The organism is Puerhibacterium sp. TATVAM-FAB25 (assembly GCF_046535855.1).
Taxonomy (GTDB): Bacteria; Actinomycetota; Actinomycetes; order Actinomycetales; family Cellulomonadaceae; genus Puerhibacterium; species Puerhibacterium variabilis_A.
Window position 1 is genome coordinate 39,461 of the sequence record NZ_JAXUAK010000005.1, and the last position, 22,909, is coordinate 62,369.

Consider the following 22,909-nt stretch of genomic DNA (forward strand, 5'->3'; position numbering starts at 1 on the left):
GCCCCGCGGCGCGCGGTCACAGCCGCCAGCTCGTCTCGCCCTCCATCGGCCCGCCGCACCGCTCCGACCCGCCGACCCGCCGCCACTCGACGTCCCTGACGGTCTCGGCGAGCACCGCGCCGTCGGCGTCGAGCGCCTGCAGCACGACCCGGTCCGGCGAGGAGAAGAGCGTGAGGAGCCACGTGCCCCCGCGGCGCTCGGGCGGCACCCCGACCGCCCCGGCGTCCGGGTCGCCCGGCGCCGGCGGCTCGCACCGGCCCTCGTCGTCGCACACCCGGACGTGCGCCACGTCAGCGGTGTCGCCGGAGAGGGTCGCCTCGAGCAGGCTGGAGAAGCCGACGGCTGGGCACGCGTCGGTGCTGACCCACGGCGGGAGCGGAGCCTCGACGGTGGCGACGACGCCGACGACCATCAGCCCGGCCACGGCGGCGCCGAGCACCACCCCGGCGCCGCGGCCGCTCGACGGCACACCCCGCTGCTCGCCGTCATCGGGGCCAGCATCGGACCGGCTCATCGGCATCCCCCTCGGCGACGTGGGACGGCTCCACCCCGTACGACGAGGTGGCGAGCGTCGCGGTTCACCGGCTTCCCGCGCCGGGAAGCCGGGGAACTACGACGCTCGCCGCGGGGTGCGGCGGGCCCGTCACCGCGGGGTGCGAGAGTGTCCCCGTGAGCCTCCTCCTGCTCGACACGGCGTCCCTGTACTTCCGCGCCTTCCACGGCGTGCCGGACTCGCTGCGCTCGCCGCAGGGCGAGCCGGTGAACGCCGTGCGCGGCCTGCTCGACACCATCGCGTTCCTGGTCACCGAGCACCGCCCGGACCGGCTCGTCGCGTGCTGGGACGTCGACTGGCGCCCGGCCTGGCGGGTGGAGGCCATCCCGTCGTACAAGGCGCACCGCGTCGCGCAGCCCGGCGCCGGCCCGGGGGGCGCGGACGTCGAGGAGGTCCCGGAGACGCTCGTGCCGCAGATCGCCGTGATCGCCGACGTGCTGGCGGCCCTCGGCATCGCGCGCGTGGGAGCGCCGGGCTACGAGGCCGACGACGTCATCGGCACGCTCACGACGCGCGCCGTCGCCACGGGCACCGGGCCGGTGACCGTGATGACCGGCGACCGCGACCTGTTCCAGCTCGTCGACGACGCCGCCGGCGTGCGCGTGCTGTACCCGGCCCGCGGCGTGCGCGACCCCGACGTCGTCGACCAGGCCCGCCTCGCCGAGAAGTACGGCGTGGCCGACGGCGACGCCTACGCCGACATGGCCGTGCTGCGCGGCGACCCCTCCGACGGGCTGCCCGGCGTGCCCGGGATCGGCGAGAAGACGGCGGCGAGGCTGCTCGCCGATTTCGGCTCGCTCGAGGCCCTGCTCGCCGCCCGCGACGCCGGCGACGCGCGCCTGACGAAGACCCAGCGGCAGCGGCTGCTCGACGCCGCGGACTACCTCGCCGTCGCGCCGGCCGTCGTGCGCGTGGCGCGGGACATCCCGCTGCCGGACGCCGACGACGCCCTGCCGCACGCCCCCGCCGACCCGGAGGCCCTGCAGGCGCTCACCGAGCGGTGGGGCCTGCGCTCCAGCGTCCAGCGCGTGCTGACGGCCATGGCGCGGTGACGGCGCCGTCCGGCACCACCGGGAGCGTCACTGGCAACGTCGCCGGGAGCGTCGCGTAGCTGGTGCTCGGCGAGACGGCCTCGCCGCTGGAGATCGCCGGCGGCGTGCTGGTGGTGGGCGGCGTGCTGCTCGGTGCGGCCGGGCCGCGCCGCCGTGCGTCGACAGCGGTCAGGCGGACGGGCTGAAGACGCAGAACTCGTTGCCCTCGACGTCGGCCATCACGGTCCACCGGATGTCGCCGTCGGGCTCGCGCAGCACCCGTGCGCCGCGCGCGACCAGGTCGGCGACGGTCACCCCGAGCTGCAGGTCCACGTCCCAGTGCACCCGGTTCTTCACCGTCTTGGGCTCCGGCACGGGCGCGAAGTCGAACGACTCGAACGGCACCCCGGCCGCGCCGTCGAGCCACCACCAGCCGTGCTCGGCGTCGTGCCCGAGCTCGCCGCCGAGCAGCCCCTGCCAGAACCGGGCCACCGCCTCGGGGTCCGCGCAGTCGACGACCACGTCCTTGAGGCGGTAGTCGCCCACGGGCCCCTTCTCGAAGACGCACAGCTCGCCGCCCTCCGGGTCGGCGACGACCGTCCAGGGAAACTGGCCCGGCGCGGACAGCCGCGGGCCGTCGACGTCGTCGAGCGCGGCCGCCCGCACGTCCAGGTGCACGCGGTGCTTGACGGTCTTGGGCTCGGGGACGGCGTTGACCCACACGGTGTGCTCGGGCCGGTCGCCGCGCAGCACGACGCCGCGGTCGAACGGCTCGGGCCGCAAGCCGAGCACCTGCCCCCACCACCCGCTCAGCAGCGCGGCGTCGGTCGCGTCCACGCACAGGTCCTTGTACGACACCAGCGTCATGCCGGGAGCGTACGGCGCGCCGCGGCCGCCCACCGCGGAAGGTGCCGAGATAGAGACCCGCCCCGCCGAGATAGAGAGGCGAATCTCTATCTCGGCGGGGCGGGTCTCTACTTCGCCAGGAGCGCTCTCTATCTCGGCGAGAGTGCTCTCTATCTCGGCAGGGGGGTCAGCAGGCCGGGGCCGGCTGCTCCCCCGCCGCGCGGTCGTACTCCTCGAGCGCGGCGACCTTCGCCGCGGACGGCGAGGTCTCGTCGAAGACGTGGTCCAGCCACTGGCTCGCGAGGTTCTTCGCGAGCTCCAGGCCGATGACGCGCTGGCCGAACGTCAGCACCTGGGCGTTGTTCGACTTCACGAGGCGCTCGACGGAGAAGGAGTCGTGCGCCACCGAGGCGCGCACGCCCGGCACCGTGTTGGCGGCCATCGCGACGCCGATGCCGGTGCCGCACACGAGCAGCGCGCGGTCCACCTCGCCGTCGGCGACCTTGCGGCCGGCCGCGACGCCGATGTGCGGGTAGTCGACGTCCTCGTCCGAGCCGATGCCGACGTCGAGCACCGCGTCGACGCGCGGGTCGTCCTGCAGCTGCTTCTTCAGCGCTTCCTTGTACTCGTAGCCGGCGGAGTCAGCGCCGACGGCGATACGCCATCCCATGTCGTGTCCTTCGGTCTCGGGGTCAGGAGTGGAGCGGAGTCAGCGTGCCTGCGTCGCGAGGACGTCCGCCACCGCGGTGACGCACAGCGCGAACGAGATCGCGCCCGGGTCCGGCGTGCCGACCGAGCGGGCGGCCAGCGGGCGGGCGCGGCCCACCTGCGGCGTCAGCCCGGCGGTCCGCTCGGCGGCCAGGGTGGCCTCCTTCGCGGCCTGGCGCCAGGCGCCGGCCAGGTCGCCCGCACCGGCCGCGAGCTCGCGCTCGAGCGACTCGACGAACGGCACGACGGCGTCGAGCAGCGTCTTGTCGCCCACGTGCGCCTTGCCGAGCGACATCAGCGCGTCGAGGTAGGCACGGGTGGCGGTCACGGCGGCGTCGGCACCGGGCAGCCCGGCGTTGCCGAGCACCCCGCCCGCGGCGCGCAGGCCGGCGCCCCACAGGACGCCCGACGTGCCGCCCGCGAACTCCGCCCACGCGTCGCCCGCGGCCTCGAGCACACCCTGGGCGCCCCAGCCCGCCTCGGCGGCGCGGCGGGCCGCGGCGAGCCCGTGGTCGATGCCGCGGACCATGCCGCGGCCGTGGTCGCCGTCGCCGGCCACCGCGTCGATCCGGCCGAGCTCCTGCTCGGCGTCGTGGACCACCGCGGCCGCCGCCTCCAGCGCCGCGACGACGCCGGCGGCGAGCACCCGCGAGCCCTCGTCGCCCTCGGCCGGCACGGCCTCGGCGGTCAGGTCCGCGAGCTCCTCGTCGACGTCGTCACCGGCCTCGACGGCGGCGGCACCGCGGCGCCACGCCGGCGTGACCGCGGGGTCGAGCCACAGCTCCTCGAGCTCGTCGTCCAGCCAGGTCAGCGTCAGGGAGACGCCGCCCATGTCGAGGCTGGTGACCAGCTCCCCCACCTCGGGCGCCACGATCGTCAGGCCGGCCTCGCGCAGCAGCGGCGCCACCGACGCCCACAGCACGAACAGCTCCTCGTACTTGGTGGAGCCCAGGCCGTTGAGCACCACGGCCACGCGGCCGTCGGCGTCGGCGGGGCGCTCGGTCAGCAGGCGCTCCACGAGCAGCTTCGCCATCTCGGGCGCCGGCATCGAGGCGATGTCCTCCAGGCCCGGCTCGCCGTGGATACCGAGGCCCAGGCCGACCGCGCCGTCCGGCACGGTGAAGTGCGGCGTCTCGACGCCGGGGAACGTGCAGCCGGAGAACGCCAGGCCGAGCGTGAACGTGCGGTCGTTGGCTCGGGTGCCCAGGCGCACGACCTCGTCGAGGTCGTGGCCGCGCTCGGCGGCGGCGCCCAGCATCTTGAAGACGACGAAGTCGCCCGCGATGCCGCGGCGGCGGTGCTTCTCGTCCGCCCCCGCCGACGCGACGTCGTCGGTGACGACGAGCTGGCGCGCCGGGATGCCCTCGGCCTCGAGGCGCTCGCCCGCCAGGCCGAAGTTCATGACGTCGCCGGCGTAGTTGCCGTAGGTGTACACGACGCCGCGGCCGCTGCTGGCGAGCCGACCGACCGAGTAGGCCTGGGCCGTGGACGGCGAGGTGAAGATGTTGCCGACGACGGCGCCGTCGGCGAAGCCCGGGCCCACCACGCCCATGAAGGCCGGGTAGTGGCCGGAGCCGCCGCCGACGACGACGGCGACCTTCGGCGTGCGCGCGCGGCGGCGGCGCACGACGCCGCCGGGCACCTCGCGCACGAGGTCGGCGTGCAGGTCGGCGAAGCCGGCGACGGCGTCCGCCGCGAACTCGGCCGGGTCGGCGTAGATCCGGGTCATCGCTGCACCTCCGCGAGCAGGGCGGTCATCTCGTCGAACGAGCGCTGGGCGTCGGCCTCGCGCTCGTGCTCCTCGACGTCGTGGGTCTCGAGCTCCAGCACGTAGGTGCCGGTGAAGCCTGCCGCCTCGAGGACGGCCATGGTGCCGCGGAAGTCGACCTTGCCCCGGCCGATGCCGAGGTTGAGGTTGCCCGGCACGGCGTCGCGCAGGTGGACGCGCTCGACGCGGGCCGCGTGCTTCGTCGCCCAGGCCACGAGGTCCTCGTCGGAGGCGACGACGTGCGACGTGTCGAGCAGCAGGCCGATCGTGTCCGGCCCGACCAGCGAGAGCAGCTTGTCGGCGCGGGCCACCGACCAGCAGAAGCGGCGGTGGTGGAGCACCTCGACGAGCAGGCGCACCCCGTGCTCGGCGCACAGCGCCGACATCAGCCGCAGGTTCGCGGCGATCCGCTCGATGTCGGCGTCCTCGTCCACGTACGGGTCCCAGGACTGCCCGCCGCCCGGCAGGATGAGCGCCCCGCCGGTCGCGGCCGCGAGCCGCACCAGCGGCAGCGCCGTGGCCGTGAGCGTCTCGGCATCGAGCGCCGGGTCGTTCAGCGGGCCGACGTCGCCGTTCACCGCGCCCGCGCGCAGGCCGTGGCGCTCCAGCGCGGCGACGTAGTCCTGCGGGTCGCCCGTGAAGGGCACCGGCACGTGGTCGCAGACGCCGGGCAGCGCGCCCAGGTCCACCTCGTCGGCGCCGGTGGCGCCGATGAGCCGCACGGCCTCCTCGAAGGGGCGGAAGCGGAAGGTGATGGTCGAGATGCCGACGCGCTGCTTCGGCGCGGGCGCTGCAGGGGTGCTCATGGTGGTGCTCCGTCCGCTCGTCGGTCGCCGTCAGGCGATGTACGAGCCGCCGTTGATGTTCTGGGTGGTGCCGGTGATGTACGAGGAGTCCTCGCTCGACAGGAAGACCGTCAGCGCGGCGATGTCCTCCGGGGTGCCCTGGCGGCCCATCGGCACGGAGGCGGCGAGGCGGGCCTCGTTCTCGGCGTCGGTGGCGCCGGCGCGGATGTCGGTGTCGACGACGCCGGGGCTGATCGCGTTCACGGTGATGCCGTGCGGCGCCATCTCGCGGGCCAGTGAGCGGGTCAGGCCGAGCACGCCGGCCTTGGCGGCCGAGTACGGCGTCTTGGAGAACACGCCGCCGCCCTGCTGCGCGGAGACCGAGGACATGTTCACGATGCGGCCGTAGCCGTTCTCGATCATGGCCGGCAGGAACGCCTGGCAGGCCAGGAAGGTGCCGGTGAGGTTGATGTCCAGGACGCGGCGCCACTCCTTCATCTCCACCTCGAGGAACGGCACCGGCGAGGCGACGCCGGCGATGTTCGCCAGGGCGCCGACGGGCGGCAGATCGGAGGCGGCGACGGTGGCGGCGGCGGTGCGCACCGACTCGGCGTCCGTGACGTCGACGCCGAGGCCGACCACCGGCACGCCGTGGGCGGCGGCCAGCTCGTCGGCGGCGGACTTGGCGCCGGCCTCGTCGATGTCGAGCAGGGCGACGGCCCAGCCCTCGGCGGCGAAGCGGCGGGCGGTGGCGAAGCCGATGCCGCGGCGGGAGGCGGCGCCCGTGACGACGGCGGTGCGCTGGCCGACTCCGGTCTGGTAGCTCATGGTCTGTCCTTCGTTCGCGGTGGGGATGGCTGCGGGGCGGCCGGACGCCGCGGGCCGGGGCGCCGCGCGGGCGCCCCGGCCCGGGGATCAGGCGCCGGTGGTGGCGTAGGAGGAGGTGCTCCCGGCGGCGCCGGGGCCCTGCTCCTGCGCCAGGGCCGCGGCGTGGGCGCGCTCGACCTCGGCGCGCTTGGCGGGGCCGTAGGTCTCCGGCGTGACGAGCGCGGCGAACAGGCCGATCGCGCCGTAGACGATGAACAGGACGGCGGGGCCGGTCCAGCCGAACGCCTCGTACAGGGACACCGCCCAGAACGCGGTGAAGCCGGAGACGACGGCGGCGAGCTGGTAGGCCAGCGAGGCGCCCGAGGAGCGGGTCTCGGTGGAGAACAGCTCGGAGAACCAGGCGCCCTGGGTGCCGGCCAGCGAGTTGTGGCAGAACACGAACGCGATGACGAACACCGCGATGATCAGGCCGAGCTGGCCGGTGTTGACCATGAGGAACATCGGGACGCCGAACAGCAGCATGAGCGTGGTGCCGAGCACGTAGACCGGGCGGCGGCCGACGCGGTCGGTGAGGCGGCCCCACAGCAGCGTGGCCGGGAAGCCGAGCAGCGCGGCGATCACGATCGCGAGGATCGTGTGCGGGCGGTCGGCCAGCTCGTTGCTCTGGACGTACGAGGTGATGTACGTGATGGAGACGGCGTAGCCGGCGGTCTCGGCGATGCGCAGGCCGAACGCGCGCAGCAGGTTCCGCCAGTCCTGGCGGATCACGGTCAGCAGCGGGTTCTTGGCGAGGGTGCCCTGCTCCTTGGCGTCCTCGAACTCCGGGGACTCCTCGACCTTCAGGCGGATGTACAGGCCGGCGCCGATGAGGACCGAGCTGAGCAGGAACGGCACGCGCCAGGCCCAGTCGCCGGGCAGGCCGGCGCTGGCGAGGAAGGCGAGGTTCGCGAGCAGCAGGCCGAGCGGGAAGCCGGCCTGCGGGATCGCCGTGTAGGCGCCCTTGCGGCGCCACGGGGCGTGCTCGTAGGTCATGAGGATCGCGCCGCCCCACTCCGCGCCGAAGGCCAGGCCCTGGATGACGCGGACGATGGTCAGCAGGATCGGGGCGAGGATGCCGACGGTCTCGTACGTCGGCAGCGCGCCGATGAGCACCGTCGACAGACCCATGATCAGCAGCGAGCCGACCAGCACCGGGCGGCGCCCGATCTTGTCGCCGAGGTAGCCGCCGATGATGCCGCCGAGCGGCCGGGCGGCGAAGCCGATGCCGAGGGTCGCGAAGGACAGCAGCAGGCCGGTGGTGGCGTCGCTCTCGGGGAAGAACGCGGTGCCGAAGTAGAGAGCAGCGGCGGTGCCGTAGCCGATGAAGTCGTAGTTCTCCACCGTGGTGCCGACCGCGCTGCCGATGGCCGTGCGGACCTTGTGCCGCGTGCCGAGGACCGGGCTGCCGCCCCCCGCCGCCGTCGTCGATGTCATCGCATCTCCCTTGATGTGGGCCTCGTCGCTCGTGGCCTCGTCGGTGAGTGTGTCCTACTGTTAACAGTAGGACACAGGAAGGTTGCCGAACGGTTCCCCGGGTTGTCAAGCGGTCGGGTTTCGGCGCCCCGGGCGACCACGGGCGAGGCCAGGTGCCAGCCCAGGTGTCAGGCCAGGTGTCAGGCCAGGTGCCAGGCCAGGTGTCGAGGACCGTCAGCCCTCGCCCGCCGCCTGCATCCGCGCCACGATCCGGCTCGCGGCGTACCGCAGGTGCTCGCGCAGGAACTCCGCGCCCCCGGCGGCGTCGCCGGCCTCGACGTAGTCGACGAGCGGCAGGTGCCGCTCGGCCGCCATGTTGTGCAGCGCGGTCTCGGGCCCGGCCGCCGTGATGGCCGCGCGCGTGAGGCCGCTGACGGCGCGCCAGCTGCGCACCAGGGTGTCGTTGCCGCTGAGCGCGCACAGCAGCTCGTGGAACTCCATGTCGGCCTGGATCTGCGCCGGGAAGTCGCCCACGGTGCGGCGCATGGCCTCGAGCGCGGCCCGCAGGCGGGCGGCGGCCTCGACGTGGCCGGGGCTGGCGCACACGAGCTCGACGGCGAGGCTCTCCAGGGCCCGGCGGACGGCGAAGATCTCGTCGACCTCGCGCTCGGTGACGACCCGCACCGACAGCCGGCCGCGGGCGTCGGACGACACCAGGCCCTCCTGCTGCAGGTGCCGCAGCGCCTCGCGCAGCGTGCCCCGGCTGACGCCGAGCGACTCGCTCAGCTCGACCTCCGCCAGGTGCGTCCCCGGCGCCAGGACGCCCGAGCTGATCGCGTCCCGCAGCCGGCCGAGGATGATCTCGCGGCGGGTCTGGGACTCGATCGAGCCGAGCGCTCGCAGGGACGTCTTGGCAGCACCGGGCATGGGCCAAGCCTACGGGCGGCGCGCGATGAGTCCGCCGGTCCCGCGTCGTCCACCTCCCGCAAGGACTGCCCACCGGCCACTGCCGAGACCTCCGGAGACCCCCATGCCCGCACGTCCCGCCGTCCCCGACGGCGCACCGATCTGGCTCGACCTCACCACCGCCGACGCCGCCGCCAACGACCGGGCCGTGGCGTTCTACACCGCCCTGCTCGGCTGGGAGCACGCCAGCTACGGCCCCGACTTCGGCGACTACGGCCAGCTCACCAAGGACGGTGCGCCCGTGGCCGGCGTCGGGCCGCGCACGGCGCCGGAGCAGCGCCCCGCCTGGAGCGTGTACCTGCGCTCGTCCGACGTCGGCACGACAGCCGCGGCGGTCACCGAGCACGGCGGCACGGTGATCGCGGGACCCGACGACGTGCCCGGCCAGGGCCGGTTCCTCACCGTCGTCGACCCCACCGGGGCCGAGGTCGGCTTCTGGCAGCCGGGCGGGCACGACGGCTACGCGCTCTTCGGCGAGCACGGCGCGCCGAGCTGGTTCGAGCTGTGGACGAACCGGTACGAGGACGCGGTCGAGTTCTACCGGGCCGCGGCCGGCTGGCCCGTGAGCACCATGAGCGACAACCCCGGCTTCCGGTACAGCACGTACGGCGAGGGGGACCAGGCCCTGGCGGGGATCTTCGACGCCGCCAGGGTGCTCGGGCAGGACGGCACGCCGTCGTGGGTGGTGTACCTCGGGGCCGAGGACGTCGGCGCGACCGCGGCGCGCGCCGTCGAGCTCGGCGGGCAGGCCGGCAAGGCGCAGGACACCGAGTACGGCCGCCAGGTGGGCGTCCAGGACCCCAACGGCACCTGGTTCCAGCTCATCAGCGTGGGCGACTGACCTCGCGCACGGTTGTGGGTACAGGACACGCCGGGCGTCCCGCGGGGCGCCCGGCGTGTTCTGTACCCACAACGGGGGTGGGGGTCAGCCCGTGTTCTGCAGGCCCGCGCTGACGCCGTTGACGGTGAGCAGCAGCAGGTGCTGCCAGCGGTCCTTCGACGTGCCGTCGACCTTGCCCGCGCCCTCGCTGGCGCCGTCGGTGCGCAGCGCGCGCAGCGCGCGCACCTGCAGCAGCGACAGGGCGTCGACGTACGGCGAGCGCAGCTGCACGGCGCGGCCCAGCACCCGGCGGTTGGCCAGCGGCCACGGGTTGCCGGTCACCGCGAGCACCTGCTCGCGGGTCAGGCGCAGCTCGTCGAGCACCAGGCGCGCCAGGTCGTCGCGGTCGCCCAGCTCCAGGTACTTCTCCGCGATGCGCTCGTCGGTCTTGGCGATCGACATCTCCACGTTGTCCAGCAGCGTGGTGAAGAGCGGCCACTCGCGGTAGGCGGCGCGCAGCCGCTCGACGTCGCCGAACTCGCGCAGCGCGGTGCCCAGGCCGTACCAGCCGGCCAGGTTGATCCGCGCCTGCGACCAGGAGAACACCCACGGGATGGCGCGCAGGTCGTCGAGCGAGTTCACCGACAGGCCGCGCTTGGCGGGCCGGGAGCCGATGGGCAGCAGGCCCACCTCCTCCAGCGGCGTCACCTGCGCGAACCACTGCGGGAAGCCCTCGGACCGGACGAGCTCGTGGAACCGGGTGCGCGAGGACGCGTCCAGCGCCTCAGCCACGTCGGCGAACCGCTCGGTGGCCTCGACGTTGCGCTGCTCGACGCTCGGCGCCGAGGCCAGCAGCGTCGCCGCGGCGACCTGCTCGATGTGCCGGGCCGCGATCGTCGGGTCGCCGTAGCGGGCCAGGATGACCTCGCCCTGCTCGGTGAGCTTGAACCGGCCGTCCACCGAGTGCGGCGGCTGGGCCAGCAGGGCCCGGTTGGCCGGGCCGCCGCCGCGGCCCAGGGAGCCGCCGCGGCCGTGGAACAAGGTCAGCGTGATGTCGTGCCGCTGCGCCCACTCGGCGATGCGCGCCTGCGCGGAGTGCAGCGCGAGCGTCGCGGCCACCGGGCCGACGTCCTTGGAGGAGTCCGAGTAGCCGAGCATGACCTCGACGCGGCGGCCGTTCTCGGCCAGGCGCCGCTGCACCTGCGGCAGCTCCAGCATCGCCTCGAGCATGTCGACCGACCGCTGCAGGTCGTCGAAGGTCTCGAACAGCGGGATCGCGTCGATGACCGGCACCTCGTCGGCGCCGTCGAACGCCAGCTCCGCGAGCCGGTAGACGGCGGCCAGGTGCTCCGCCTGCTGGGTGAACGACACGATGTAGCGGCGCGCGGCGCGCACGCCGAAGCGGCGCTGCACCGCGCCGAGCGCGCGGTAGGTGTCGAGCACCTCGCGCGTGCGGTCGGACAGGTCCGGGCTGTGGACGCCCTTCTCCTCGATCTCCGCCAGCGCCGCCGCGTGCACCTGCGAGTGCTGGCGCACCTCGATCTCGGCGAGGTGGAACCCGAAGGTCTGCACCTGCCAGATCAGCCGCTGCAGGTCGCCGTAGGCGGCGCGGGTCGCGCCGGCCTCCAGGAGCGAGTCCTGGACCACCTGCAGGTCCGCCTCGAGCTGCTCCGGGGTGCCGTAGGCGAGGTCGGCGTCGCGGCGGCGCGTGGCGCCGATCCGGTCGGCGACCACCAGCAGGACGGCGCGGTGCGGCTCGTCGGGCGACTCGGCCGCGGCGGCGGCGGTCACGACGTCGGACAGCTGGCGCTGCTTGTTCCACAGGGCCTGCAGGCCCGACGACGCCGGGGTGCCGGTCTGCGCGAGGGTCAGCCTGCGGCCGACGGCGCGCGTCTGGTCCTCGAGCGCCGTGAGCACGTGCTCGGACGCGAGGGCCACGGCCTGGCGGGTGATCTCGGCGGTGACGTTCGGGTTGCCGTCGCGGTCGCCGCCGATCCAGGTGCCGAGCCGCACGAACGGGCGTGCCAGGGGCGTGGTGCGCCCGGCGTCGTCGCCCAGCAGCCAGTCGTCCAGGCGCCGGTAGACCTCGGGGAACGTCTGGAACAGCGTGGAGTCGAAGACGCCGACGGCCGTCTTGACCTCGTCGATCACCGTCGGCTTGGCCGCACGGATCGGCGAGGTGCGCCACAGCACGTCGATCTCCGCCAGCAGCCGGCGCTCGTTCTCGGCGCGCGAGGTGCCGCCCGGGTGCAGCGTGTCGCGCTCGGCGAGCAGCGTGGAGATGCGGCGCACGGCGCGGGAGACCGCGCGGCGGCGCGCCTCGGTGGGGTGTGCCGTGAGCACGGGCCGGAACTCGATCTCCTGCAGCCGCCGCAGCGCCTCCTCGCGGCCGACCTCCTCGGCCAGCTGCGTGAAGGCCTGCGGGATGGAGTCGTCCATCGCGGCGCCGGCCGAGGCGCCCTGCTCGCGCTCGCGCAGCACGCGCACGCGGTGGTACTCCTCGGCGAGGTTCGCCAGGTGGAAGTAGCACGTGAAGGCCCGGGCCACCTCCTCCGCCCGGTCCAGGGGGAACGAGCACGCCAGCTCGTACGCCTCGTCGAGCGCGGCGGCGTCGCCGCCGTACGCCCGGATGGTCAGCTCGCGCAGCCGCTCGACGTCGTCGAGCAGGCTCTTCCCGCCGGTCTCCTGGAGGATCGTGCCGAGGAGCCCGCCGAGGAGGCGGATGTCGTCCCGCAGCGGGTCAGGCATCTCGTGGCGCGCCACGACCCGCTCGGTGCCCTGCTGGATGTCGCTCACGCCCCCGAGGGTATGCCGAAGGGCCCGAGGGATGGACATCGCGTCCGGCACCCGGGCACGGCCGGTGGCGTCACCCCCAGTCCGCCAGCATGCCGAGCAGCGCGCGCCGGGCCCGGTGGATGCGCACCTTGACGGCGCTCTCCGTGGTGCCGAGCAGCCGCGCGACCTCGGCCTGCGACCGGCCGTCGAAGGTGTGCAGCACCAGGGCCGCGCGCTGGTCGAACGGCAGGCGCGCGATCGCCGCGACGACGGCGTCCTGGTGCCCACGGTCCTCGACCGTGGCCTCGAGCGACGTGCCGGCGTCGGCCAGCGTCTCGTCCGGCAGGACGAGCGCCGGCGCCCGCACCCGGCGCAGGTCGTGGCACCGGTTGATGACGATGCGCACCAGCCACGTGGACACCTGCGCCTCCTGCCGGAAGCGCGGCAGGGCCCGCCACGCGTGCTCCAGGGCGTCCTGCACCACGTCCTGGGCGTCCTCGGGGTGGCCCGTCATGCGCAGCGCGATGCCGTGGAGGCGGTCCTGGTGGCGCCGCACCAGGTCCGCGAAGGCGGCGTCGTCGCCGGCGCGCGCCCGGGCCACGAGGTCCGCCTCGAGGAGCGGCCCGTCCGGGGGCGGCCGGCCGGGGCCGGTCACGGGAGCCTGCGCGTGGGGTGCATGGCGGTCTGTAACCTCCCCGGCCTCCCCCGGGTCTAAGGGGTGGGCGGACATCCACCGTCCCTCAGCCCCGGCTCCGGCGCATGCCGGACCGCCAGCAGGGAGGCAGACAGACCATGAGCAACCCGACAGGGTCGCCCGCCTCGAGCACCCCGAGCGCGGTGACGACCACCTCGTCGCAGACCGGCGGGCACGGCAGGACCTCGATCGCGGACGGCGTCGTCCAGAAGATCGCCGGACTCGCGGCGCGCGAGGTCTCCGGCGTCTACGCGCTCGGCGGCGGCGCGGCGCGCGCCTTCGGCGCGCTGCGCGAGCGCATCCCCGGTTCCTCGCAGTCCGCCGGCCAGGGCGTCAGTGTGGAGGTGGGCGAGAAGCAAGCGGCCGTCGACCTCGACCTGGTCACCGAGTACGGCGTGTCCATCGCCGACGTGGCGCAGGCGGTGCGCCGCAACGTCATCTCGTCGGTGGAGGGCATGACCGGCCTGGAGGTCACCGAGGTCAACGTCTCGGTCAACGACATCCACCTGCCGAGCGACGACGCCGACCAGGCCGGTCAGGAGCCGGCGCGGGTGCAGTGAGCGAGACCGTCGCCGCGGCTCCCCCGGCACCGCTCGGCGAGGCGGACCGCATCGCCGCCGCGGTGGTCGCGTGCCCGGGTGTCGCGCGGCTGGTGGGCGGCGGCCCCGCCCCGCTGGCGACCTACCTGCCCGGCCGGCGGGTCGACGGCGTGCGGGTCGGTGCCGAGCGGGTCCAGGTCGCCGTGGTGACCCGCTACCCCGTCCCGGTGCCGCAGGTGGCGGCCCAGATCCGGACCGCCGTCGCCGGCCTCGCCGCCGGGCGGCCGGTCGACGTGCACGTGGCCGACATCGACGTCCCCGACGGCGGGTCGGGCGCGGACACGCTCCTCGACCGGTCGCTGCCGCCCGGGCGGCAGTGATGCTGCCCGGCGAGCAGCGGGCGGACCGCCAGGCCCGCCGGGCGCTGTACCGGGCGCACCACCCCGACCGCGGGGGCGACCCGGCGGAGCTGCTCCGCCGGCTCGGCGAGCTGGACGCCGCGACGGCCGCGGTGCCGGGCCCGCCGGACGTCGTCTTCGTCCGCCGCCGCCCCGTCGACCGGCTGCGGGCGTGGGCGCAGCGGCGTCACCGGCCGCCCCGGGTCGTGTGACCGACGAAGGACACGTGGAGGTACCGATGTCACCGACGATCGTGGGACTGTTCACCGGCCTGCTGCTGGGCCTCGCCTGGGTGATCGGGGGGTTCGACGCCTTCGTCGGGACCGCCCTGCTCGGGGCGGTCGGCTTCGTGGTCGGCAAGGTGGTCGCCGGCCAGCTCGACCTGACCCGGTACCTCGGCGGCTCGCGGCGGGACGAGCGATGACCACCACGACGGGCCCTCGGCACCTGTCGGACGCGCCCCCGGACACCCGCGGGGCCCAGGAGCTCGCGGCGCCGGAGGACCGCGGCACGCTGACGGTCGCCGACCGGGTCGTCGAGCGGGTGGCGAGCCACGCCGTGACCCAGGTCCCGCACGCGGTGGCCGCACCCCGGCGCGTCCTGGGGGTGGCCGTGGGCCAGGGGCGGCCCGAGGACCGCGCCCACGTGGAGGCGACCGTGCACGGCTCCACGGCCGCGATCGAGGTCGCGCTGGCGGTGGCCTGGCCGCACCCGGTCGACGAGGTGGCCCAGGCCGTGCGCCGACAGGTGCAGCGGGACGTCGAGCGGATCACCGGCGTGCGCGTCAGCCGCGTCGACGTGGAGGTCACGTCGCTCGACGTGCCCGACCGCGGCGGGTCCCGGGTGAGGTGATCCGGGTGAGAGCGCTCCACCGCGTCCTGGCCACCGTGCTCGCCCTGGTGCTGCTGCTCGGCGGGCTGCTGGTGGCCGTCGAGATCGTCCTGGCCCAGCTGGGCCGCGCCCCCCTGGTGGTGCCCCGCGACCGGTGGGGCGCCTGGGTCCGGGACCAGACCTGGGAGACCCCCGCCGTGCGCGCAGTCCTCGTGCTGGTCACGGTGGTCGGCCTGCTGCTGCTCGTGGCGGCCCTGCGCCGTGGCAGGCCGGCGGCGCTGGCGCTCCCCGCGGGCGCCGCCCCGCCGGGGGTCCGGGTCAGCGCCTCCCGGCGCACGGTCGAGCGGTCGCTGGCGGACGCGGTCCGCGACGTCGACGGCGTCGTCGCCGCGCGCGCCTTGGCCGGACGCCGCCGGGTCACCGTGCTCGCCCGGTCCATGACCCGCTCCGGGGAGCCGGAGCGCCGCGTCCGGGAGGCCGTCGACGAGCGGCTGCGGTCGCTCGGCCTGGCCGGGTCGCTGCGCCCCCGCGTCGTGATGTCGTACGAGGAACGGTCGTGAGGGGTGCGGTCGTGAGGGAGCGGTCATGAGCAATGTGAACGCGGCCAACCGCGCGGGCCTGCTGGTCGTGGGGCTGCTGCTGACCGCCGCCGGCGTGCTCGGCCTGGTGCTCGGCTATGGCGGGTTCGGCGCGGAGCAGACCGGGCGCCCGGTGCTGCCCCTGGCGTGGCGCGAGCGCGTGGCGCTCGACCCGTGGTGGTGGTGGGTCGTCGCCGGCGTCGCCCTGCTGGTCGCGCTGCTCGGGCTGTGGTGGCTGCTCGCCCAGCTGCGCACCGACCGGGTCGGGCGCCTCGAGCTGCCGCCCGGCGGCCGCGACGGGCGCACGGTGCTGCACGCGGGCGCGCTGTGCGACGCCGTGGAAGCCGACGCCCGCACGGTCGCCGGGGTGGACGGCGCGTCCGCCCGGCTCAGCGGCGAGCGGCGCCACCGCCTGCAGCTGGCCGTCGACCTGGCCGACCGGGCGAACGTCGCCGAGGTGTGGCGCGACCTCACCGACCAGACCGTCCCGCGGGCGCGCCGCGTGGCCGGCGACCCCGGGCTGCCGATCGACGTGGAGCTGCGGCCCAGCCGCCGCGCCGGCGCGCGGGTGGCCTGACGATGGCCTGACGGGCGGCCGCGCGCCGCCGGCCAGGGGCGGCCGCGCACGGTCAGAGCGTCGCCGCCGCGAGCGGCTCCTCCCGCCCGCCGACGGCGATCTCCACGCGCTGCACGTCGTCGAGCGGCACGGCCGACGACGCCCCGAGGCCCTCCGCCTCCAGGCCCTCCGCCGTCCAGGTGGCGACGACGGTGCGCGCCCCGGCGCTGTCGACGATGACCAGCTCGTAGGTCGTCTCGCCCCTGGTGCCGGTCGTGCTCGTCGTGCCGGACGGCGCCGGCGGCGTGGGGTACCGGCACCGCCAGTCGAGGCGGGTGCCCCAGGCGGTGGACGTCGCCGTCAGCTCGGCGTGCACGTCGGTGCCGCCCACCGGCTCCAGCACCAGCGTGCGCGCGTCGTCGCCGGCCCCCGGCGCGTCCCCGTCCGCCGGGGCGGGCGTGCTCACCGCGGACGCCGTGACGGGGACCGCGCCGCCCGGCCCGCCGGGCGCGAAGCCGCCGGCCAAGGCCACCCCGCCGGTGACGCCCCCGGCCACGAGGGCCGCCGCCGCCGCGGCGAGCAGCGACCGGCGCCGGGCCCGCGAGCGCCGTGCGGCGGCCGCGACGCCGGCGAGCGGCACCACGGCGGCGCCGGCACCGTCGTGCCCGGCGTGCCCGGCCTCGGGGGCGAGCAGCTCGGCCCGCTCCTGCGGAGCGACGGTGCCCAGCACGCCGGGGACGCCCGCGATCTCGCCGACGGCCGCCCGGCAGGCCTCGCAGGCGCCGAGGTGACGTTCGTACTCGCGCCGCTCGGCGGGCGCCAGCGCCCCGAGCACGTAGGCGGCGTCCCACTCGCGGTACGGGTCGTCGGCGGGGTCGTACCCGCCCGGCACGGTCGTCATGCCGTGACTCCCTTCTCCTGCAGCGCGAGCCTCAGCGCTCGCATGGCGTAGTGCATGCGCGACTTCACGGTGCCCGGCGGCACGCCCTGCTCCGCCGCGAGCTCGGCCACCGACCGGCCGCCGTAGTAGGCGCCCACGACGACGGCGCGGTGCTCGGGCGAGAGCTGCAGCAGCGCGTCGGCCACGAGCCAGCCGTCGAGCACGGCCTGGCTGCGGTCGGCCTCGGTCCGGTCGGGCACGCGCTCGGTGACGTGCTCGCGGGTGTGGCGGGCGCTGCGCAGGTGGTCCAGCACGAGGTTGCGGGCCACGGTGAACAGCCAGGCGCGCACGGCGTCGTCGGGCCGCTGCAGCACCTCGGGGTGGCGCCAGGCGCGCAGCAGGGTCTCCTGCACCACGTCCTGGGCGTGCTGCTCGTCGCCGGTCAGCCGCAGCGCGTACCGGTGCAGGTCGGCGGCGTGGGCGCCGTGCACGGCCTCGAGGAGCCGGGAGTCCGCGCCGCGCCCGGCGGTGCCCACGCCGTCCATCCGCTCAGGCCCGCGGGGCCAGGAGCAGGGAGAACTCGACGGCGCCCTGCTCCTGGACGGTGACGAAGCCCAGCGACGGCGCCTCGACGCGGAAGTCGGCGAACGAGACCGGCACGCTGCCCACCACCTGCACGGCGTCGTCCTCCGCGGCGGCCACCTCGGCCTCCACGGTGACCTGCTGCGTCACGCCGTGCACCGTGAGGTCGCCGACGAGGTCGACGGCGGTGGCGCCGTCCGGGACCTCGGCGGGCTCGGTGAGCGTGAACGTGGCGGTCGGGTAGGTGTCGGTCTGCAGCGCCCGGGTGCGGAAGTACTCGTCGCGGGGCGGCTCGTCGGTGGCCACGGAGGCCATGTCGACGACGACCTCCGCGGCGGTGATCGTGCCGCCGTCGAGCGTGACCGAGCCGTCCACCTCCTCGGTGCGGCCGGTGACGGTGATGTCCTCGCCGCTGAGCACCTCGTCCACGCGGTAGCCGGCGAACGAGCCGTCGGCCACGGACCAGGTGCCGCTCAGCGCCGCCACGTCCAGCGGCGTGGACGACGCCGCGTCGAGGGTGGGCGCGTCGTCGACGCGGCGCTCGGCCCAGCCGGCGTAGAGACCCGGCCCGAGCACCGCCGCGCCGACGCCGAGCACCACCACGGCCGCCCCCGTGCCGATCGCCACCTTCGCCCGTGTGCGCATGCGCTGCCTCTCCTCCGGGCCGCTCCCGGCGGCGGCCTCCATCCTCACGACGGGCGAGGGGCCCGGACGGTTCACCGAACCGTCCGGGCCCCTCGTGCCTCGCTCGTCGCCGTCCGGCGTCAGCCGGCGTAGGCGCCCTGCCAGACGGTGGCGAACGGGGTGTTCGCGGTGACGCGGGCCTGGATGCCCTGGGTCACCATGTCCTTGGCCGTCTGCACGGCGGCCTTCACGTCGGCGCCCTTGGTGAGCTCGGCGGTGATCGCGGCGGCGAAGGTGCAACCGGCGCCGGAGACGCGCTCCTCGCCCACCTTGGGGGCGGAGTACACGGTGACGTCCTCGCCGTCGAACAGCACGTCGACGGCGTCCGGGCCGGCCAGCTCGACGCCACCCTTGGCCACCACGTAGCGGGGGCCCGCGGACGTGTCGAGGCGGGCGTGGATCTTCTTCGCGGCCTCGACGAGGTCGTCGACGGACTCGATGGTGTCCATGCCGGCCAGCGTCTTGGCCTCGAAGAGGTTCGGCGTCACCACGGTGGCCTGCGGCAGCACCTGCTCGCGCAGCGCGTTGTCGGTGTCGAGCGCGGCGCCGGGCTCCTGCCCCTTGCAGATGAGGACCGGGTCGAGCACGACGTGGCGCCACGGCCGGCTCGCGAGCGCCTTGCCGACCACGTCGATCGTGGCGGGCGTGCCGAGCATGCCGATCTTCACGACGTCGAGGTCGTGCGTGGCGGTGGCGGCCTCGAACTGGTCGGCGATCACCTGGGGGTCGACCGGCACGAACCGGTGGCCCCATCCGTTCTTCGGGTCGAACGAGACGATGCAGGTCAGGGTGCCGACGCCGTAGACGCCGAGCTCCTGGAAGGTCTTGAGGTCGACCTGGATGCCGGCGCCGCCGGTCGCCTCGGAACCGGCGATGACGAACGCGAGCGGCGGGGTCTGGGTGGTCATGCGGAGGGCGCTCCTCGAGCTGTGCGTGACGCGGTACGGGCTGCCCTCCAGCCTACGCGGGCGGGGGGCGGCGGCCGCCGGGCGTCTCGCGCCCGGTCCTGCGCCGCCCGACGGTCCGTCGGGTGCGGCGGTCGGCCTGCCTTCGTGTCAACGCCGTGCCGCCGGCGGGCATTCCCCCGCGGGCGCCTCAGACCGGCGGCGCGTACCAGTACGTCGTGACCCGCGGCAGGCCGGCCTCGACCGCCCACGCGGCCTCCTCCTGCCCGGTGCGGCGCCAACCGCGGCGCTCGTACAACGCGACGGTCGTCGGCCAGGTCGAGCGCGACGTGCCCGACGGCGGCGCCGTCGTCGTCCGCGACCCACGCCGGAGGTCCCAGGCGGAGGTCCCAGGCGGAGGTCCCAGGCGGAGGTCTCAGTCCGGCACCTCGGGCGTGCGGAACGGCGTCTCCTCCGGCATGCCGGCGGGCGAGCGGCCCGGGTCGCCGTCGCTCGGGTCCTCCCCCGGGTGCTCCGTCGGGTCCTCCGGCGTGGCCGGCAGGTCCGCCGACCCGTCCGGCCTCGGGATCTCCTCGCCGCGGTCGTCGCCGCGGGGCTCCAGCGGTGCGGTCGTCATGGGACCTGCCTAGCGGCGGGCACGCCCGCTCGCGCGCCGGGCCGCCGTCGGACACGCCTCGTAGGGTGGCGCCATGAGCAGCTTCCGCATCGGTGCCCACGTGGACGCGGCCGACGCCGTCGCGCAGGCGAAGGCGATCGGCGCCGACGTGGCGCAGGTGTTCGTCGGCGACCCGCAGGCCTGGAAGGTGGCCGGCCCGGCCTATCCCGGCGGCTCCGAGGCGCTGCGGGCGGACGCCGAGGCGGCGGGCCTCGACCTGTACGTGCACGCCCCGTACGTCATCAACGTGGCCTCGACCAACAACCGCATCCGCATCCCCAGCCGCAAGCTGCTGCAGCAGACCATGGACGCCGCCGCCGCGATCGGAGCGAAGGGCGTGGTGGTGCACGGCGGGCACGTGACCGGCAAGGACGACCCGGCGGTCGGCTTCGACAACTGGCGCAAGGCGATCGACGCCCTGGAGACCGACGTGCCGGTGCTCATCGAGAACACCGCCGGCGGCGACTTCTCCATGGCGCGGCGCCTGGAACGCATCGAGCAGCTGTGGGCCGCGGTGCAGCGGGCCAACGGCGCGGAGAACGTCGGCTTCACGCTCGACACCTGCCACGCCTGGGCGGGCGGCATGGACCTGGCGACGGCGGCCGACGAGGTGCGCGCGATCACCGGCCGCATCGACCTGGTGCACGCGAACGACTCGCGCGACGACGCGGGCTCCGGCGCCGACCGGCACGCCCACTTCGGCGAGGGCTCGATCCCCGAGGACCTGCTGGTCGGCGTCGTCGCCGCGGCGGGCGCCCCCGTCGTCTGCGAGACGCACGGGGACATGGCGCCGGACATCGCCTGGCTGCGCGAGCGCCTGGGCTGAGGCGCCGGCAGCACCCGGCCGCGGCGCCGGTCAGAGGCGCCGGTCAGAGGCGCCGGTCAGAGGCGCCGGTCAGACCAGGCCGGCGTCGTGCACGACGATCGCGGCCTGCACCCGGTTGGCGGCGTCGAGCTTGGTGAGGATCCGCGACACGTGGGTCTTGACCGTGGGCACGCTCATGTAGAGCTCCTCGGCGATCTCGGCGTTCGACAGGCCGCGCGCCACCGCCAGCGCCACCTCCTGCTCGCGCCCCGTGAGCGCCGCCACGCGGTCGCCGGCGGTGCGTCGGCGGCCGTCGTCGGACCCCTGCGACACGGCGGCGATGAGCTGCGCGGTGACGCTCGGCGAGAGCGTCGGCTCGCCGGCCGCGGCGGCGTGCACGGCGGCCACGAGCCGGTCGGGCGGCGTGTCCTTGAGCAGGAACCCCGCGGCGCCGACGCGCAGCGCCTCGAGCACCATGTCGTCGGTGTCGAACGTGGTCAGCACGATGACGCGCGCGGGCGACGCGGCCGCGACGAGCCGGCGGGTGGCCTCGAGGCCGTCCAGGCGCGGCATGCGGATGTCCATGAGCACGACGTCCGGGCGCAGCCGCCCGACCAGGTCGATCGCCGCGAGGCCGTCGGCGGCCTCGCCCGCCACCTGCAGCGCGGGCGACCCGCCGAGGATGAGCCCCAGGCCGGCGCGCACCAGCGGGTCGTCGTCGACGAGGACGACCCGGACGGGCGCGGCGCCCTCCCGGGCGGACGACGGGGCGAGCGGCGCGGCGGCGGGCGCGGGGCTGTCGGCGGAGGTCACGACGCCCACGGTAGCCAGGCCGAGACGACGAACTGGCCGCCCTGCGCCCCGAAGGCGAGCCGTCCGCCGCTCAGCTCGGCGCGCTCGGTGAGGCCCACGAGGCCCAGGCCCGACGACGGCGGCGCAACCTGCGGCGCGGGGCCCACCGTGCGCAGCGGGTTGCGCACCGTGAGCGTGAGCCCCTCCCCCGGCGCCCCGGCGACGCCCACGGTGACGGGCGCCCACGGGGCGTGCTTGCGGGCGTTGGTGAGCGCCTCCTGGACGATGCGGTAGGCGTTGCGGGACACCGCCTCGGGCAGCGCGTCGAGGCCCTCGGCCCGCCGCTCGACGCGCACCTCGCCGCCCCCGGCGCACGCCTCGGCGACGAGCTCGTCGAGGTCGCGCAGCGTCGGCTGCGGGCGCTCGGGGCGCGTGCGGTCCCCGCCGTCGGCAGCACCGGCGTGCGCGCCGTCGGCGCTGCGCAGCACGCCGAGCACGTCGCGCAGCTCCTGCAGCGCCGCGTGCGCGCTGGCCTGCACGACGGCGGCGGTCTCCGCCACCTTCTCGGGCGGCAGGTCGGTGCGGTACGCCAGGGCGCCGGCGTGCATGGCCACGAGCGACATGCGGTGGGCCAGGACGTCGTGCATCTCCCGCGCGATGCGCGCCCGCTCGTTGGCGCGCGCCTGCGCTGCCCGGCTGGTCTGCTCGCGCTCGGCGGTCTCGGCGCGCTCCTGCAGGGAGCGCACGTGGTCGCGGCGCAGGCCGATGTAGGCACCGACCCACACGCACAGCCCGAAGATCAGCAGACCGATCCCCGCCTCCAGCAGGCTGCCGCCCGGGATGGGTTCGACGGGGTGGACGACGTTGTAGACCATCCCGCTGCCGACCCACACCGCGCCGACCACGCCGAGCAGCACCCACCGCCGCGCCGTGGCGAAGGAGACGACGGCCAGCACCGAGGCCGGCGCGGCGAAGACGGACAGCGCGGTGGCGGCGGCGGTCGCGACCGCGACCGTCACGGGCAGGCGGCGCCGCAGCGGCAGCAGGGCGCAGCTCAGCAGGCCGAGGACCGGGTCGAGCAGGAGCAGCGCCTCGTTCTGGTGCCGCATCCCGGCGTCGGCGTCCACCAGGACGGACCCGAAGAAGACCACGCCGCCCAGGACGGCGAGGGCGATGCGCCAGGTCTCGCCCCACAGCCGCCCGTACCATCGGGGCGCCGCGGGCACCGGTGCCGCGACGGTGCCGAGCGGGAGGCTCGGGGCCGGGGCGTCCGGCGTGGCGGGGCGCGGCGCCGGTGCCTGCGCCGGTGCCTGCGCCGGGACCTGCGCCGGGACCTGCGCCGGGACCTGCGCCGGGACCTGCGCCGGGGAGAGGCTCGCGGCGGCCACCGGGCCCGGCGTGCTGAGAGGGCCCGGCGTCGTCATGCGCCCGAGCCTAGGCACTCGCCCGCCGCGAAGGCATCGGCCGCCGGTCGCGGC

At 75.7% G+C, this 22,909-nt stretch carries 28 protein-coding genes; 11 read left to right on the forward strand and 17 right to left on the reverse strand.

Translation table 11 applies throughout. The features are described 5' to 3' along the window. Positions 1-16 precede the first annotated feature (16 nt). A complete protein-coding gene (locus U5M74_RS06715; RefSeq protein ID WP_410907363.1) occupies positions 17-514 on the reverse strand; it encodes a hypothetical protein in 498 nt (165 codons plus the stop codon). A 155-nt stretch (positions 515-669) separates the two neighbouring features. Between U5M74_RS06715 and U5M74_RS06720 the strand changes: the two genes are divergently transcribed. Both U5M74_RS06720 and U5M74_RS06725 read left to right on the forward strand, forming a co-directional pair. Beyond that, the gene (locus U5M74_RS06720; RefSeq protein ID WP_410907365.1) at positions 670-1,605 is read left to right on the forward strand and encodes a 5'-3' exonuclease H3TH domain-containing protein; all 936 of its coding nucleotides are present in this window, start codon (positions 670-672) and stop codon (positions 1,603-1,605) included. A gap of 62 nt (positions 1,606-1,667) precedes the next feature. Beyond that, the gene (locus tag U5M74_RS06725; RefSeq protein WP_410907367.1) at positions 1,668-1,790 is read left to right on the forward strand and encodes a hypothetical protein; all 123 of its coding nucleotides are present in this window, start codon (positions 1,668-1,670) and stop codon (positions 1,788-1,790) included. Here U5M74_RS06725 and U5M74_RS06730 read toward each other — a convergent pair. The 7 genes from U5M74_RS06730 to U5M74_RS06760 all read right to left on the reverse strand — a co-directional run bounded on the left by U5M74_RS06730 (position 1,774) and on the right by U5M74_RS06760 (position 8,898). Further along, on the reverse strand, positions 1,774-2,451 hold the full coding sequence (locus tag U5M74_RS06730) for a VOC family protein (protein ID WP_410907369.1): 678 nt from the start codon (positions 2,449-2,451) through the stop codon (positions 1,774-1,776). The two genes, U5M74_RS06725 and U5M74_RS06730, sit on opposite strands and share 17 nt — an antisense overlap. A gap of 166 nt (positions 2,452-2,617) precedes the next feature. After that, on the reverse strand, positions 2,618-3,100 hold the full coding sequence (locus tag U5M74_RS06735) for a ribose-5-phosphate isomerase (RefSeq protein ID WP_410907371.1): 483 nt from the start codon (positions 3,098-3,100) through the stop codon (positions 2,618-2,620). A gap of 39 nt (positions 3,101-3,139) precedes the next feature. Next, positions 3,140-4,867: a dihydroxyacetone kinase family protein gene (locus U5M74_RS06740; RefSeq protein ID WP_410907373.1), complete on the reverse strand. Its 1,728-nt coding sequence runs from the start codon at positions 4,865-4,867 to the stop codon at positions 3,140-3,142. Continuing rightward, entirely contained in the window at positions 4,864-5,712 is an 849-nt protein-coding gene (locus U5M74_RS06745) for a sugar phosphate isomerase/epimerase family protein (RefSeq protein ID WP_410907375.1), read from the reverse strand. The genes U5M74_RS06740 and U5M74_RS06745 overlap by 4 nt, the downstream gene beginning before the upstream one ends. A 30-nt stretch (positions 5,713-5,742) precedes the next feature. Then, a complete protein-coding gene (locus U5M74_RS06750; RefSeq protein WP_410907377.1) occupies positions 5,743-6,519 on the reverse strand; it encodes an SDR family NAD(P)-dependent oxidoreductase in 777 nt (258 codons plus the stop codon). Positions 6,520-6,606: 87 nt separating this feature from the next. Next, positions 6,607-7,992, reverse strand: coding sequence for an MFS transporter (locus tag U5M74_RS06755; protein ID WP_410907379.1), 1,386 nt, complete (start codon positions 7,990-7,992; stop codon positions 6,607-6,609). A gap of 213 nt (positions 7,993-8,205) precedes the next feature. Beyond that, on the reverse strand, positions 8,206-8,898 hold the full coding sequence (locus U5M74_RS06760; RefSeq protein WP_410907381.1) for a GntR family transcriptional regulator: 693 nt from the start codon (positions 8,896-8,898) through the stop codon (positions 8,206-8,208). 103 nt (positions 8,899-9,001) lie between these two features. On the opposite strand from U5M74_RS06760, the gene U5M74_RS06765 reads away from it, so the two are divergent. Beyond that, positions 9,002-9,778 carry a VOC family protein gene (locus U5M74_RS06765; RefSeq protein ID WP_410907383.1) on the forward strand — a complete coding sequence of 259 codons (777 nt, stop codon included), beginning with the start codon at positions 9,002-9,004 and terminating at the stop codon, positions 9,776-9,778. Positions 9,779-9,862: 84 nt separating this feature from the next. Here U5M74_RS06765 and U5M74_RS06770 read toward each other — a convergent pair whose 3' ends face one another. After that, positions 9,863-12,505: a phosphoenolpyruvate carboxylase gene (locus U5M74_RS06770; RefSeq protein WP_410907681.1), complete on the reverse strand. Its 2,643-nt coding sequence runs from the start codon at positions 12,503-12,505 to the stop codon at positions 9,863-9,865. Between the two features lie 118 nt (positions 12,506-12,623). Then, positions 12,624-13,187: an RNA polymerase sigma factor gene (locus U5M74_RS06775; protein WP_410907385.1), complete on the reverse strand. Its 564-nt coding sequence runs from the start codon at positions 13,185-13,187 to the stop codon at positions 12,624-12,626. Positions 13,188-13,324: 137 nt separating this feature from the next. On the opposite strand from U5M74_RS06775, the gene U5M74_RS06780 reads away from it, so the two are divergent. Genes U5M74_RS06780 through U5M74_RS06810 form a run of 7 tightly spaced genes read left to right on the forward strand, consistent with a single transcriptional unit; the run spans position 13,325 to position 16,149 of the window. Further along, positions 13,325-13,786, forward strand: a complete 462-nt coding sequence (locus U5M74_RS06780; RefSeq protein WP_410907387.1) for an Asp23/Gls24 family envelope stress response protein — start codon at positions 13,325-13,327, stop codon at positions 13,784-13,786. After that, positions 13,783-14,145, forward strand: coding sequence for a hypothetical protein (locus tag U5M74_RS06785; RefSeq protein WP_410907389.1), 363 nt, complete (start codon positions 13,783-13,785; stop codon positions 14,143-14,145). Before U5M74_RS06780 ends, U5M74_RS06785 begins: the two co-directional genes overlap by 4 nt. Beyond that, the gene (locus U5M74_RS06790; protein WP_410907391.1) at positions 14,145-14,375 is read left to right on the forward strand and encodes a hypothetical protein; all 231 of its coding nucleotides are present in this window, start codon (positions 14,145-14,147) and stop codon (positions 14,373-14,375) included. Before U5M74_RS06785 ends, U5M74_RS06790 begins: the two co-directional genes overlap by 1 nt. A gap of 26 nt (positions 14,376-14,401) precedes the next feature. Beyond that, positions 14,402-14,587 (forward strand): hypothetical protein, encoded by a 186-nt coding sequence (locus U5M74_RS06795; RefSeq protein WP_410907393.1) that lies wholly within the window; start codon positions 14,402-14,404, stop codon positions 14,585-14,587. Continuing rightward, positions 14,584-15,015, forward strand: a complete 432-nt coding sequence (locus U5M74_RS06800; RefSeq protein WP_410907395.1) for an Asp23/Gls24 family envelope stress response protein — start codon at positions 14,584-14,586, stop codon at positions 15,013-15,015. The genes U5M74_RS06795 and U5M74_RS06800 overlap by 4 nt, the downstream gene beginning before the upstream one ends. 5 nt (positions 15,016-15,020) lie before the next feature. Then, positions 15,021-15,554: a DUF6286 domain-containing protein gene (locus tag U5M74_RS06805; protein WP_410907397.1), complete on the forward strand. Its 534-nt coding sequence runs from the start codon at positions 15,021-15,023 to the stop codon at positions 15,552-15,554. 25 nt (positions 15,555-15,579) lie between these two features. Then, positions 15,580-16,149 (forward strand): hypothetical protein, encoded by a 570-nt coding sequence (locus U5M74_RS06810; protein ID WP_410907399.1) that lies wholly within the window; start codon positions 15,580-15,582, stop codon positions 16,147-16,149. A gap of 52 nt (positions 16,150-16,201) precedes the next feature. Here U5M74_RS06810 and U5M74_RS06815 read toward each other — a convergent pair whose 3' ends face one another. The 5 genes from U5M74_RS06815 to U5M74_RS06835 all read right to left on the reverse strand — a co-directional run bounded on the left by U5M74_RS06815 (position 16,202) and on the right by U5M74_RS06835 (position 19,795). Continuing rightward, positions 16,202-17,029 (reverse strand): zf-HC2 domain-containing protein, encoded by an 828-nt coding sequence (locus tag U5M74_RS06815; RefSeq protein ID WP_410907401.1) that lies wholly within the window; start codon positions 17,027-17,029, stop codon positions 16,202-16,204. Next, positions 17,026-17,553, reverse strand: coding sequence for a sigma-70 family RNA polymerase sigma factor (locus U5M74_RS06820; RefSeq protein WP_410907403.1), 528 nt, complete (start codon positions 17,551-17,553; stop codon positions 17,026-17,028). The genes U5M74_RS06815 and U5M74_RS06820 overlap by 4 nt, the downstream gene beginning before the upstream one ends. Positions 17,554-17,557: 4 nt before the next feature. Next, positions 17,558-18,235, reverse strand: coding sequence for a YceI family protein (locus U5M74_RS06825; RefSeq protein ID WP_410907405.1), 678 nt, complete (start codon positions 18,233-18,235; stop codon positions 17,558-17,560). A gap of 119 nt (positions 18,236-18,354) precedes the next feature. After that, positions 18,355-19,182, reverse strand: a complete 828-nt coding sequence (locus tag U5M74_RS06830; RefSeq protein WP_410907407.1) for a hydroxymethylpyrimidine/phosphomethylpyrimidine kinase — start codon at positions 19,180-19,182, stop codon at positions 18,355-18,357. A gap of 412 nt (positions 19,183-19,594) precedes the next feature. Then, positions 19,595-19,795: a hypothetical protein gene (locus U5M74_RS06835; protein ID WP_410907409.1), complete on the reverse strand. Its 201-nt coding sequence runs from the start codon at positions 19,793-19,795 to the stop codon at positions 19,595-19,597. Positions 19,796-19,868: 73 nt separating this feature from the next. On the opposite strand from U5M74_RS06835, the gene U5M74_RS06840 reads away from it, so the two are divergent. Continuing rightward, positions 19,869-20,660, forward strand: a complete 792-nt coding sequence (locus tag U5M74_RS06840; RefSeq protein WP_410907411.1) for a deoxyribonuclease IV — start codon at positions 19,869-19,871, stop codon at positions 20,658-20,660. Between the two features lie 69 nt (positions 20,661-20,729). On the opposite strand, the gene U5M74_RS06845 is transcribed toward U5M74_RS06840, so the two are convergent. Both U5M74_RS06845 and U5M74_RS06850 read right to left on the reverse strand, forming a co-directional pair. Next, complete coding sequence (locus tag U5M74_RS06845) at positions 20,730-21,452, reverse strand: response regulator (RefSeq protein WP_410907413.1); 723 nt, start codon at positions 21,450-21,452, stop codon at positions 20,730-20,732. Then, positions 21,449-22,855 carry a sensor histidine kinase gene (locus tag U5M74_RS06850; protein WP_410907415.1) on the reverse strand — a complete coding sequence of 469 codons (1,407 nt, stop codon included), beginning with the start codon at positions 22,853-22,855 and terminating at the stop codon, positions 21,449-21,451. The genes U5M74_RS06845 and U5M74_RS06850 overlap by 4 nt, the downstream gene beginning before the upstream one ends. Positions 22,856-22,909: the final 54 nt, after the last annotated feature.